The sequence below is a fragment of the Lachnospira hominis (ex Hitch et al. 2025) genome, from assembly GCF_040096395.1.
GTDB lineage: Bacteria > Bacillota > Clostridia > Lachnospirales > Lachnospiraceae > Lachnospira > Lachnospira hominis.
In genome coordinates, this window is sequence record NZ_JBBMES010000012.1 from 76016 (window position 1) to 89251 (window position 13236).

At 34.3% G+C, this 13236-nt stretch carries 13 protein-coding genes; 11 read left to right on the top strand and 2 right to left on the bottom strand.

Annotation, left to right across the window (positions count from 1 at the left end):
• The first annotated feature begins 42 nt into the window (after window positions 1-42).
• Genes WMO38_RS10760 through WMO38_RS10780 form a run of 5 tightly spaced genes read left to right on the top strand, consistent with a single transcriptional unit; the run spans window position 43 to window position 4095 of the window.
• The gene (locus WMO38_RS10760; protein ID WP_349162656.1) at window positions 43-930 is read left to right on the top strand and encodes a TadE/TadG family type IV pilus assembly protein; all 888 of its coding nucleotides are present in this window, start codon (window positions 43-45) and stop codon (window positions 928-930) included.
• A gap of 16 nt (window positions 931-946) precedes the next feature.
• The gene (locus WMO38_RS10765; protein ID WP_186837344.1) at window positions 947-1360 is read left to right on the top strand and encodes an A24 family peptidase; all 414 of its coding nucleotides are present in this window, start codon (window positions 947-949) and stop codon (window positions 1358-1360) included.
• The gene (locus WMO38_RS10770) at window positions 1351-1695 is read left to right on the top strand and encodes a hypothetical protein (protein ID WP_349162658.1); all 345 of its coding nucleotides are present in this window, start codon (window positions 1351-1353) and stop codon (window positions 1693-1695) included. Before WMO38_RS10765 ends, WMO38_RS10770 begins: the two co-directional genes overlap by 10 nt.
• A 3-nt stretch (window positions 1696-1698) precedes the next feature.
• Window positions 1699-3054, top strand: coding sequence for a DUF6382 and FHA domain-containing protein (locus WMO38_RS10775; RefSeq protein WP_349162660.1), 1356 nt, complete (start codon window positions 1699-1701; stop codon window positions 3052-3054).
• 48 nt (window positions 3055-3102) lie between these two features.
• Window positions 3103-4095: an alkyl sulfatase C-terminal domain-containing protein gene (locus WMO38_RS10780; protein WP_349162662.1), complete on the top strand. Its 993-nt coding sequence runs from the start codon at window positions 3103-3105 to the stop codon at window positions 4093-4095.
• 64 nt (window positions 4096-4159) lie between these two features.
• On the opposite strand, the gene WMO38_RS10785 is transcribed toward WMO38_RS10780, so the two are convergent.
• Complete coding sequence (locus tag WMO38_RS10785; RefSeq protein ID WP_349162663.1) at window positions 4160-4936, bottom strand: sensor histidine kinase; 777 nt, start codon at window positions 4934-4936, stop codon at window positions 4160-4162.
• A 192-nt stretch (window positions 4937-5128) separates the two neighbouring features.
• Here WMO38_RS10785 and WMO38_RS10790 point away from each other — a divergent pair, with 192 nt between their 5' ends.
• From WMO38_RS10790 to WMO38_RS10800, 3 genes are read left to right on the top strand one after another with little or no spacing between them, the layout of a single operon-like run.
• Window positions 5129-5545 carry an HIT family protein gene (locus WMO38_RS10790; protein WP_021865522.1) on the top strand — a complete coding sequence of 139 codons (417 nt, stop codon included), beginning with the start codon at window positions 5129-5131 and terminating at the stop codon, window positions 5543-5545.
• Window positions 5545-7836 (top strand): hydratase, encoded by a 2292-nt coding sequence (locus tag WMO38_RS10795; RefSeq protein ID WP_349162664.1) that lies wholly within the window; start codon window positions 5545-5547, stop codon window positions 7834-7836. The genes WMO38_RS10790 and WMO38_RS10795 overlap by 1 nt, the downstream gene beginning before the upstream one ends.
• 22 nt (window positions 7837-7858) lie before the next feature.
• On the top strand, window positions 7859-8950 hold the full coding sequence (locus WMO38_RS10800) for a hypothetical protein (RefSeq protein ID WP_349162666.1): 1092 nt from the start codon (window positions 7859-7861) through the stop codon (window positions 8948-8950).
• On the opposite strand, the gene yyaC is transcribed toward WMO38_RS10800, so the two are convergent.
• Window positions 8886-9488: a spore protease YyaC gene (gene yyaC, locus WMO38_RS10805; protein WP_021865519.1), complete on the bottom strand. Its 603-nt coding sequence runs from the start codon at window positions 9486-9488 to the stop codon at window positions 8886-8888. The genes WMO38_RS10800 and yyaC overlap by 65 nt on opposite strands.
• A 234-nt stretch (window positions 9489-9722) precedes the next feature.
• Between yyaC and WMO38_RS10810 the strand changes: the two genes are divergently transcribed.
• The 3 genes from WMO38_RS10810 to WMO38_RS10820 all read left to right on the top strand — a co-directional run bounded on the left by WMO38_RS10810 (window position 9723) and on the right by WMO38_RS10820 (window position 13024).
• Window positions 9723-10898, top strand: a complete 1176-nt coding sequence (locus tag WMO38_RS10810; RefSeq protein WP_349162668.1) for a LysM peptidoglycan-binding domain-containing protein — start codon at window positions 9723-9725, stop codon at window positions 10896-10898.
• Window positions 10899-10962: 64 nt separating this feature from the next.
• Window positions 10963-12222 (top strand): DUF5711 family protein, encoded by a 1260-nt coding sequence (locus tag WMO38_RS10815; protein WP_349162669.1) that lies wholly within the window; start codon window positions 10963-10965, stop codon window positions 12220-12222.
• A 16-nt stretch (window positions 12223-12238) separates the two neighbouring features.
• On the top strand, window positions 12239-13024 hold the full coding sequence (locus WMO38_RS10820; protein WP_349162670.1) for a CvpA family protein: 786 nt from the start codon (window positions 12239-12241) through the stop codon (window positions 13022-13024).
• Window positions 13025-13236: the final 212 nt, after the last annotated feature.

Here is a 13236-nt window from a genome sequence, read left to right on the forward strand (position 1 = left end):
TTAATTTTAAGGACAGGCGGATGCAAATGAAAGGCAGAAAATATGAGTAATAACGCCAATAATTTCAATATTATTATTACTAATCTGAAAAACGGGGTGTATATAAAAGCATCAGCAACAGTAGAGGCAGCACTTGTAATGCCGCTGTATATATACGCAGTTATGGCAGTAACCTATATGATGCAGATTTATCAAATAAGATTGGAAGTAGATGCAGCTTTATATAATGCTTTACGTGAACAGAATAAATATAATTATCTTAACTATGTACAAAAAGAAAAACAAAATGATGAAATTATAAATGAGAAAGATATAAACATAAACGATACAGTTGTTGGAAGTTTGTCATTACATTCGGTTTTAATAAAAAATCTGGGAAGTGAATATGCAAAAGAACATAATATAAAGGGCGGAAATTCCGGAATAAAAATTACTTGCTATAGTTATGACAGCAGTACAATTCAGGCGGCAGCAGAATATTCGGTTAAAAATCCATTTGATATATTTGGAATAGGATATATCAAAGTTGTGCAGGAATTTACTTATGAAGTATGGCTTGGAGAAAAATATGCCGGTGATTATGGCAAGGATAAAGATAATACAGATAGCGTTTTTATAACCAGAACCGGAACAGTTTATCACAAGACAAGAAATTGTCCGGCATTAAATATTGATGTAAAAATGGTGGATTTTTCGCAGATAAATAATTATAGAAATAAAAATGGTTCAATTTATTATCCGTGTAGTAAATGTAAAAAATATAATAATAAAAATGAATCAAGTTATGAATATGTATATGTAACTGATTATGGGGTCAGATATCACCGGGATGAAAACTGCAGTGAGATAAACAGGACAATAATTGAAATTTCGCGTAATAAAGTGACAGGTATGAGAGCGTGCAGGCTATGTGCAGCAGGTGATAATTAAGGAGAAGAAAAAATTGATGGAAAATATATTGCTATGTATAAATATGATGGTTTTGTCGGTTCAGGATATAATGTACAAATCATTAAATGTAATAATTCTTGTAATATTAACAATTACAGCTGTTATATATACAGCATTTAATTTTAATTTTTCATTGCCGGAAATAATTGCCGGAATATGTTTTGTCGGAGCGTTGTTTGGCGTAAGTATTACGTTTAAGTGTATTGGTATAGGTGACGTTATTGTTACGTTTATAGTAATTCTTATTAAAGGAACAGTTTTTGCAGTATTTTCTTTTACGATGGCAACACTGCTGCTGGGCATTGTTAATTTTATAAGATTAGTTAAAAAGGAAATCTCAGTAAAAAGCGAAATTCCATTTGTGCCGTATCTTGGAATTTGTGCAATGGTGACTGCGTTATGTATGTGAGAGCTTCATTTGTAATTGAAAATTCTGTTTTAATTCCGTTGTTTACAGGAATTATTGTTACGTTAATTTTGTTTGGGATGAGATGGCATGATGAACTTGTTGTGGATTCAATAAAGTTACAGGTGGCATTAAAATTAGAACAGGAAAATATTTCTGATAAAAACGAAAAATATAATGAAATAATAAAAAATGCGGCGGATAACGCCAGAAGCAGATTATTAATAAAAGAAACAGACATGAATGAGATAACATCAGGTATTAATGATTATATAAAGCCGAATTCGCAAAGTGATTTTATAAGAAAAACCAATGCTTTGTTAAAACTAAAGGAGTAATGTATGAAATATGAACAGGAGAATAACAGAACATATGCAGTGATTGAAAATGAATATGAAACACAGGACTGTGAATATGAGCAAAAAATGCTGCAAAAAAATACAATAGCAGGATTGCTTAAAATGCAGACAAGAAGAATTAATAATAAAATTATGTTTTTCTATGATGTTACTTCAAGACAGACACTTGATAAAATATTTTCATATAAAAATCTGGGATGGCAGGATTTTGTGAATGTGATTAATGGAATAGAAAATATGGCAAGGTCGGTAGATGATTACATGCTTGGTATAGATTCTGTTATTATAAGTCCGGAAACTATTTTTTATGATGCGGCCGGAACAAATATTGAATTTATATATTTTCCGGGAACAAATAAAGAGTTTATTGGCGGAAAGGCAGAAAAACAGATTAAGAATCTTTTTGATTATATGCTTGAAAAGTTCGACCATAATGATAAAGACCATTTGATGGATGTCTACGAGATTTATCAGAAGATTGTGCAGAATAATTATAAAATATGTGAAATGACAGCACTTATAGATTCTTTATCCGCATCAGAAAATTTAAAAAATACTGGGACAATTATGGATTTTGAAGAATACGGAGACACAGATGTCAGTGGTAGTGAACCCCAAAGAGTAGTTATTGATGATGTGGTTCCTGAGGTTATTGAGGAAGAGGAAGAGGTAAAAAATACCAATATCATAAAAATGATTAAAGTAATAAAGCTGATATGTGTAGTTCTTGTTGGGTATTTTATAGTAAGGGTTATGTTTCCGTCACTTATGCCGTTAAAAATAAATACTAATATTGCATTTGTGGCAGCAGTTGCCGGAATCGTTGTGTATATATTCTCTGATAAAGTTCCGGATAAGTTATTGACGCATTTTGTAAAAAAAGAATATATACAAAAATATGAGACACAAATAAATTATCAGCCGGAAAATGATAGTAATATTAATAATGACGTTATCGAAAAAGAAAACAGTCATACACAGGAATATGAGCATACAATGCTGTTATCGGATTATATGGAAAGTATAAAGAAAAAAGAACCGGAGATAAATCTTATTTATACAGGTGATGAGGATATGGAAAATATATCGGTTGAAAAGCTGCCGTGTGTGGTTGGAAGTATGGAGGGCAGGTGTAATAAAGTAATACATAACAGGCTTGTAAGCCATATACATATGTGTATTGTAAAAATAAATGACGATTTTTATATAGAGGATATGAATTCTACTAATGGTACGAGTGTAAATGGTAGAAGAATCGCAACTAATCAGCGGTGTGTTATAAAGAACGGAGATGATATTTATATTGCCGCATTGCCATATAAGGTTGAAATAACATAGGTTTTGTGCTATATTCACACTATCGTAAAAGTGAAAGGAATATTGTATATGAAGGTTAATATATACTATGGCGGAAGAGGGGTTGTTGACGACCCTACAATATTTGTGGTTAATAAGATACAGGAAGTTTTAGATGAACTTAATGTTAATGTGGAAAGATATAATCTCTATGAGATGAAGAACCAGATTACAACTTTATCTCAGACAGTAACAGAAGCAGATGCAGTTGTGTTAGCAACTACTGTTGAATGGATTGGAATGGGTGGATATATGCAGACTCTTCTTGATGCCTGCTGGCTTTATGCAGATAAAGGAAGAATTGGAGACGTATATATGTTCCCAGTTGTAATGTCTAAGACATATGGAGAAAGAGAGGTATGTCTTTCACTGGTCAATTCGTGGGAGATGATTGGTGGACGTACAGGAAATGGTATCACAGGCTATGTTGATGATACAACTGAGTTTGAGTTTAACAGTAAGTGCGTGGAGTATATAGAGAAACAGACTGAGAATATATATCGTACTATTTCACAGAAAAGAATTTCACTGCCATCAAGCAGTCAGACAATAAAAAACAATGTTATGAAAGATGTTGTAAGATTCACACCGCAGGAGAGCGAACAGCTTTCAAAATATGTTTCAGATGATACATTTGTAAAAACACAGAAAAAAGATATTGAATCACTTGCCTCTATATATAAAGAACTTCTTAGTGATGAAGAACACGGCGGCGATGATTATTATATTAATGTTTTTAAGAATAATTTCAGACCGGGAACCGCATTTTCATGCACTTATATGATTATCGTCAGTGACAAGAATAAAACAATACTTATCAATGTAAATAATGATATTCTTGATGTTGAGTTTGGCGAAAATAATAATGCGGATGTTATTGCGAAACTTAATAAGGCAGTGTTTGATGATATAGTTGCTGGTAAAATTACCTTCCACAGAGCATTTATGACAGGTGATATGACTGCAAAAGGTAATTTCAGAAGCCTTAGAATGTTAGATTCATTATTTGAATTCGCTGAATAAATATAAAATATAATTTATATTAGCTGCTATATTAATTTGAGGATGACAACTGTATTATTTATATTCAGATTGCAAATGACAGGTGGAAACTTGTATGTGTGTCATCATGCGTTACATCAAGACAGCCACCGTGATTTAAGCAGACTGTATTGGCAATAAAAAGACCTAAGCCAAAGTGGCCGGGTTTTGTTGTATAGAATGCCATTGACAGGATATTTATATCATCCGGGTAATAGAAATCTTTAGTACATATCTGCCGGAAATCTTTTGGGATTTTTATATCAGGCAGAGTGCCTTTGTTTGTAAATGTAATGGTACAGTGTGTTTTATCATCGGATAAAGAGGCACATATGTCAATGATATCATTATCATTGCCTGCCTCATAACAATTTGAGACAATTTCATTAAATGCAATTAGTAATTGTTCTTTATCTGCATTAATATTAATTTTTTCAGTGGGTATATCAAATCTGAATCTGCGTTCAGAGTCTGGATATGCATTATCTGCTTCGTCAGGAAGCTGATAGATTAAATCGTTAAGCGTTACATTTTCTTTGTTGGGAAAAGTGCAATACCGGCAGAGATTTAAGCGTTTCATCATGTTTGTGATTTCATATATTGATGTACCCATACTATTCCAGAAACGCATATTTTTTGTTTCAGGATATGTTTTGGAAATTAAATCATAAGATGAATTGAGGAATGAAATATGGTTTAATAATTCGTGGCTGGCAATGCTTAATGTTTTATAGTGTTCTTTTTTGCATTTCTCAAAAGTATCCCCGAATTCAGGTATAGTATTTTTAGCATTATTTATTATTGTATAATCTTTTTTATCCATAGTTGTGTCCTTTAATAAATATGATAGTACTTGTGAAAATTTATGCTTTTAAAATGTATAAAGTTATGAAAATTTATTGATATAAAAGCATTTTTAAGTTATTATATTGAAAGTATATACTTGTTGGTTTTCTGTGTAAATAAAAGAATTTCGACAAAATATTACAAAAATGTTAGTAGGGTGGTGCTTATTATGAAAAAAGACGATTGTATTTTTTGTAAGCTTGCGAATGGTATAATTCCAACTAATTCGCTTTATGAAGATGATATTGTCAATGTTATTTTCGATGCAAATCCGGCATCGGAAGGGCATGTTCTTATATTGCCAAAAGAACATTTTGATAATATTTATTCTTTGGATGATAAGACAGCGGCACATGTATTTCAGGTTGCTGTTAAGGTGGCCAATGCTATTAATGATTCATTACATCCTGTTGGACTGAATGTTGTGCAGAACAACGGTGAGGCAGCTGGCCAGACAGTATTCCATTTTCATATGCATATTATTCCAAGATATGAAAATGATACGGTCAATATTGGCTGGAAGCCGGGCAGTATAACGGATGAGAGAATAAAAGAAATAAAAAATAAAATTAATGGAGGCATGTAATGATTGAATTAAGTAAAGGCGGAGCATATCTTGTAGATGGCGTTGATGTCATAGAAGAGTCTGCAGCACAACAGGGAGCTTTGGCAGCAAGATTAGGCACAGATGCTCCTTCTAAGGAAGAAGCAGCAAAAAACACTATTGCTTATAGTATTCTTGAAAGTCATAATACATCGGGCAATATGGACAAGTTAAAAGTCAAGTTTGATAAGATGACATCACATGATATTACTTTTGTAGGAATCATACAGACTGCAAGAGCTTCAGGACTTGAGAAGTTTCCAATTCCTTATGTACTTACAAATTGTCATAACAGTTTGTGTGCGGTTGGCGGAACAATTAATGAAGATGATCATATGTTTGGTCTTACATGTGCCAAGAAATATGGTGGAATATATGTACCACCTCATCAGGCTGTAATCCATCAGTTTGCAAGAGAAATGCTGGCTGAGAGTGGTAAGATGATTCTTGGTTCAGACAGTCATACAAGATATGGTGCACTTGGTACAATGGCAGTTGGTGAAGGTGGACCGGAGCTTGTTAAGCAGCTTCTTGGAAAGACATATGATATAAATATGCCGGGCGTGGTTGCCGTATACATGACAGGTGAGCCGGCAAAGGGCGTAGGACCTCAGGATGTGGCACTTGCAATTATTGGAGAAGTATTTGGTAACGGATATGTAAAGAATAAAGTTATGGAGTTTGTAGGACCTGGCGTAAAGAATCTCAGTGCTGATTTCAGAATTGGTGTTGATGTTATGACAACAGAGACTACATGTCTTTCCTCAATCTGGCAGACAGATGAGAAAGTTAAAGAGTTTTATGATATTCATGGCAGAAGCGAAAGCTATAAAGAACTTAAACCTGGCAAAGTTGCATATTATGATGGTGTTGTATATGTTGACCTTAGTACAATCAAGCCAATGATAGCAATGCCGTTCCACCCAAGTAATACATATACAATTGAAGAACTTAATGCAAATCTTGAAGACATCCTTCACGATTGTGAGAAGAAAGCACTTGTCAGCCTTGACGGACAGGTTGATTTCAAGCTTACAAATAAGATTAAGAATGGCAAGCTCTATGTTGATCAGGGAATTATTGCCGGATGTGCAGGCGGCGGATTTGAAAATATTTGTGCGGCAGCAGATATTTTAAAGGGTCATTCAATAGGTGCAGACGAGTTTACATTAAGTGTATATCCTGCAAGTACGCCAATTTATATGGAACTTGCAAGAAATGGAAGACTTGCTGATCTTATGGAGACAGGTGCTATAGTTAAGACTGCATTCTGTGGTCCTTGTTTTGGTGCCGGAGATACACCTGCTAATAATGCATTTTCAATCAGACATTCAACAAGAAACTTCCCTAACAGAGAAGGTTCAAAGCTTCAGAAAGGTCAGATCGCATCTGTTGCACTTATGGATGCTCGTTCTATTGCAGCAACAGCGGCAAATAAAGGATATCTTACAGCGGCTACAGATGTTGATGTTGAATTTACAGGTCCTACATATCATTTTGACCAGAATATTTATGCAAACAGAGTATTTGACAGCAAGGGTGTAGCAGATCCTGCTCAGGAAATCCAGTTTGGTCCTAATATTAAGGACTGGCCGGAGATGGTGGCCCTTCCAGAAAATCTTATTATTAAGGTTGTATCAGAGATACATGATCCTGTAACAACAACTGATGAACTTATTCCTTCAGGTGAAACATCATCATTCAGATCAAATCCTCTTGGACTTGCAGAATTTGCACTTTCAAGAAAAGATCCTGCATATGTTGGAAGAGCTAAGGAAGTACAGAAAGCAGAGAAAGCAAGAGAAGCTGGTCAGTGCATGGGAGAAGCACTTCCGGAACTTAGGGATATTATGCATAAGATTAAAGAAACTTATGATGTGCATAAGGAAAATGTAGGTGTCGGAAGTACAATATTTGCAGTTAAGCCGGGTGATGGTTCAGCTCGTGAACAGGCTGCATCATGTCAGAAAGTTCTCGGTGGATGGGCTAATATTGCCAATGAATATGCTACAAAGAGATATCGTTCAAACCTTATCAACTGGGGTATGCTTCCATTTATAGTAGATAAGGGAGAACTTCCATTTGCCAATGGTGATTACATATTTATTCCTGAAATTACAAAGGCTGTAAAAGAAAAAGCTTCAACAATTCAGGCATTTGTTGTAAATAAAGATATGAAACCATTTGAACTTAAAATGGATGAACTTACAGATGACGAAAGACAGATTATTCTTGACGGATGTCTTATTAATTTCTACAGAAACAGCAGATAATATGCTGTGAGGGAGGCTTGATATGGCAGAACAGAATATATTAACCGGCGATCTTGCTGTGCTTGATCAGATTATAGGCGATTTGAAAGAACACAGAAAAAATAAAGAACAGCTGGAAAAATTGAATGAAATAGCCAAAGACCTCACTAAAAATATAGAAAATGATGAGCGGGAGCTAAAAGAAGAAATTGATGGAAGAATCAAAGAAAGCACCGCATCCATATGTGAGGGATATGATAAAGCTATTGACAGCGAAAAGTCTAAACTGAAAGATATCCAGTCTCAGCGTGATAAAGCAAAGATGGCTGGAGTAAAAGAGAGAATAGCCAACGAAACAAAGGAACTTAGAAATCAGAATGAAGAATTCGAGAAGCAGATAAAAGATGCTTTTAAGATGGAAAAAGTTCCAATGTATTGCAGCAGACGGTTTTACAGAATAATGATTCAGACAAGAGGATTTGCTGACAGTGCAGTTTACACATTGATTTTGCTGGTATTATTTCTTGGGATTCCGGCATTAATAAGTTTTGTACCTAGTATTCAGATGTGGATGCTTATAGTTTATTACTTTGTAGTTTCAATGATAATTATTTTAACAACGAAAATTGTGACAGATAAGACTGTAGGTAGGCACGGAGCTACTATTAATGCGGCACGCGAAACAAAAGACAAAATTATTGCAAACAGAAAAAAGATTAAGAAAATTGAAAAAAGAATACATTCTGACAAGAATGAAGAAATGTATGGTCTTGAGGATTATGATTTTAAGATCAATGAAATACATGATAGCATGGAAAAGATTGAAGGTGAGAAAGCCTGTGCTTTGCAGGAGTTTGAAAACACTGCAAAGCCGGACATAATTGCTGAAATTGAAAGCAGAAGCAAAGGCCATATAGATGAGATGAAAGCGGAATTGCTTACAAAACAGGACGAATGCAGCAAACTTGAAGCACTTGTCAAAGAGCAGAGGATTTATATTTCATCTAACTATGAAACTTATCTTGGCAAAGAATTTATGAACACAGAAAAACTTGAAGAACTCAGAGCTATTATGAAGTCGCAAGCTGCTGATACAATTGGGCGTGCGATGGCTGTGAGTAAGGATAAACGTTAAGTTTATTGTCACGGAAGGTTTCAACAAATCCGGCGGTTATAACATCCGCCAGTGTCATAACAGTTGAAAGACGAGTTGTCTGAAGAAGGAGATTCTCTTTTGAACCGGCAGCATTTACAATGCCGGTGATATGGAGACTTCCTACTTTGGGCAGCTCTTTTTTTACACCAAGACCGGGACGCAACGGACCTTCAGCAAGCGTGATACATCCAACATGGTCATTGCGTCCAAGAGATGCATCGATGGCAATAATATATGGATTGCTGTGAAAATTTTTGATGAACGTAATAGCAAACTCAAGATTAACAGCATTTATTGGATTATTTAAAGAACCATAGATAAATACGTTATTAAAAGCAAATTTTGAAAGTTTATAACCAATTAGTGGTCCAAGACTGTCGCCTGTTGAGCGGTCACTGCCAATACACATAACAGCGATTGGATGTGAAAATGCATCTGCTGAATTGAGAAAAGAAGAAAGTTTTTTGCTGAAATCTATGTGAGCATCATGTTTTTCTGAACTAAAATAATAAACCATGAAAATCCCTCCCCGCATATAAAATGGCACTATAATATTTTATGCAGAAATCTGTAAAATATGAGAGGTATTTTAGAAGAATTAACATAATAAAATAAAAGAGTAACTTTTTTATTTATCTGACAAAATGTGATAAGTTTTTTATTTAAAAAGTGCTAAGCTGATAAAAACAGAAATTCCATAAGAAAATGGAATAAAATATTGCAATTATTTGTTGTGAAAAGAGGGATAGCCATGATAGAAATTATTTGTAACGGCGAAGATGACAGCAATAAGGGGAACATGAGAGGAAATGCGGATATAAGAAGACCAAAGAATATCAAACAGATAGGCGATGTTAGTTCAAACAGAAAAATATATATAGAAGATTACGCTTTTACATATATTAATTCTGTTGCATATCAGACACCGGAGGACGAGCAGGCAGGAGTGCTGCTGGGTGAGGTACAGAAGTCGGATGAAGAAAAATGTCTGTTTATCAAGGGCGTTATAAGAGCAAAGACTCCGGAAAACGAAACAAAACAGGGAATCGTATTTAATGAAAAGATATGGGAAAAAATATATGCAGAGATAGAAAAGTTCTTCCCGGATCTTGAGGTGGTTGGCTGGTTTGCCGCAATGCCCGGCATTACGCAGGAGCGTTTTCTTTATTTGAAAAAGCTGCACATGGATAATTTTTCCGGTGGCATGAAAACAATGTATCTTGTAAACACATGTGATAAAGAAGAAAATTTTTATTTGTATGAAAATGGAGAATTAAAAAAACAAAAAGGATATGTCTGCTTTTATGAAAGAAATTATGAAATGCAGGAGTACATGCTTGAAAAAAGGGAACGAAAGCCGATTGAGAGTCCTGAAAAAGATAAGGTGATGAAATCAATAAGAAGTATAATACAGGAAAAAGAAGAAATGAGACAACGTAGAAAAAATTCAGTTTTTCTGTATGGAATAAGCAGTTTTATGGCAGTGGTCGTTCTTGTGATTGGAATAAATCTTTTAAACAGTTATGAAAAAATGAAAAAATTTGACACATCGCTTAGTAATATAGCACTCGAAATATCAAATATAAGTGAAAAAGAAAAAAGTATTCAGACATCTGATAATTCGGTTTCGGTAAATAAAATTTCGGGAGACGTATATCCGACAGAGGCGGAGACAGAAAGCACTGAAAGCCGGACAACACAGTCACAGACAGAGCAGTCACAGATAGAAAAGCAGGCGGAATCAGCCGAGATGGTTAAAGAAGCAGATGCTGCACAGACAACTTATATAGTAAAAAAGGGCGATACAATAATGAGCATATGCAAAAAATATTATGGAAACACTGAAAAATTAAATGAAATAATTGCGGTTAATAATATAGAAGATGCAGACAAGCTCTATATAGGCCAGGAAATAAAACTGCCTTGAATATTTTGAGGGATAATGTATAATGATGTCAGTACGTTTAAAAATTATAAAAGAGGTAAAACGAATGGCTGATATCATATCAGGTAATTCCAGATTTGGAGATGGAAATAATTCAAAAAATAAAAAAGTGATTCATCTTGTTCCGGAAGAACAAAAGCAGGAAGAAAATCTGGATGAGAATGAAATAAAACACAAAGTTATAAACCGCAGAAAACGTATAATTATTATATCGGTAATCATTGTTGCAGCCATAATTGCGGCCGTTTTTGCGATAAGTGCATTTATCGATGGAATTACATATAAAGATTATTCAGTTATGAAGTCTGTAAACAGGGATGATACAGATACAACAATGTATATGGGATATGCAGATGGATATGTAAGATATAGTAATGATGGTATTGCATATTATAACAAAAAAGGTACAGCAATATGGAATCAGACATATACAATGCAGAAACCTCAGGTGAAGATATGTGGCAGCATAATTGCAGTTGGCGATATTAATGGAAGTAAAATTTACATATTTGATAAGAATGGGAATATCGGAATTGTAGATACATCACTAGCAATATCGCAGATAGAGGTGGCAAAACAGGGCGTGGTTGCAGCTGTTCTTGAGGATAATGATGCAAATTATATCAATCTCTATAAAACTGACGGCACAAAAATCTATACAGTAAAAACATCCCTGGCAGGAGATGGATATCCTCTTGATATAAGCATTTCGCCTGATGCTGCAAAACTTGTCGCATCGTATCTTTATGTGAGCGGAGAAACGATGAAAACCAATGTTGTATTTTATAATTTTTCAGAAGTTGGACAAAATGAGACAGAGCGTGTGGTTGGTGGATTTAATCATTATGACAGTACAATAGTTGCAGATGTTAATTTTATTGATGAAAATACAGTTGCTGCAGTAGGAGAAGATGTAGTCAGCATATATTCAATAAAAGAATATCCGAAGCTTGTAAAAGAAATCAATATAGATAATGAAATTGACAGAGTTTTATTTGGTGATAAATATATAGGTCTTGTTTTAAAAAATTCTGAGTCGGGCGATATTTATAAGCTTTGTGTATACAATAGCGATTTGAATAGAGTGTGTGAATATCCATTCAGTACACAGTATGACAAAATGTCTTTTGATGGAAATAGTGTTGTTATGAGCAACTCATCAGTTATTTCACTGATAAATTTAAAAGGCAAAAAGCTTGCTGATATAACAATGACACTTCCAATACAGAATGTGATAGTGCTTGGACACCGTGGGAATTATATTTGCGTCAATTCTAAATATGTCCAGAATATAAGATTAAAATAAAAAACAGGAGAAAATTATGAGCTGGGTAACAATAGCTGTATTTGCCATACTTATTTTGTTTGGTGTATCAGGATGGAGAAAAGGAATAATAAGAACAGCCGTATCTCTTGCGGCAATGGTAGTTACATTTATAGTCTGTGTGTGGGTGACACCATCATTGTGTAAAAATGTAAAAGAAAATACACAGGTATATGATAACCTTCAGAAGTCTATTTATAATTTTATAATAGAAGATGAAAATTTTAATAAAGCTGCAGGGGAAAGTCTTTCTGATGAAGAGGCGATTATCATAAGTATTTCGCAGCTTGAAGAGTATGCTGGTCAGATACAAAAAAATGTAAATGATATAATGAAGAAACTTAATCTGCCTGAAAGTGTTATTGGCAGTGGTGACGGAAATGGCAGCTATATGCAGGATGTATTTCATGTTACAGGAAATGCACAAGTGACAATGAAAAATATAATGGCTGCGGTGATTGCTGCAAAATTGGCTGGACTTGCATTGAATGCAATAATTTACATAGCTGTGTATCTGGTTGTGTTTGCAATATTAAAGATTGTGTTTGCTGTTACGGGGGTGGTTGGAAGACTGCCGTTAATATATCAGGCAAACAAAATTCTTGGTCTTGTATTTGGAATTCTGGAAGGGCTTGTTATAGTATGGCTTCTTTTTGCTGTTATTACAGCGTGCAGTAATATGCAATGGGCAGCTAAAGCTCTTATTGAAATTGGCAAAAATGATTTGCTTTCGCTTATTTATAATCATAATTTTATAATAAAAACGATTACGAAGACAGTTTAATATTGAGAAAGTATAAAAATATCTAGTGTTTTTGCAGTTGCAAAAACACTAGATATTGTATTTTAACCCATTAATTTCAAAAAAATCAAAAAAAGTTAAAAAAAATCAAAAAAAGGTGTTGACATATATAACCTTAGGTGATATTATAATCAAGTCGCCGCGAGCGACACACAAAACAAATGACTTACAGGCCAGCAGACATGCGGCTTTAA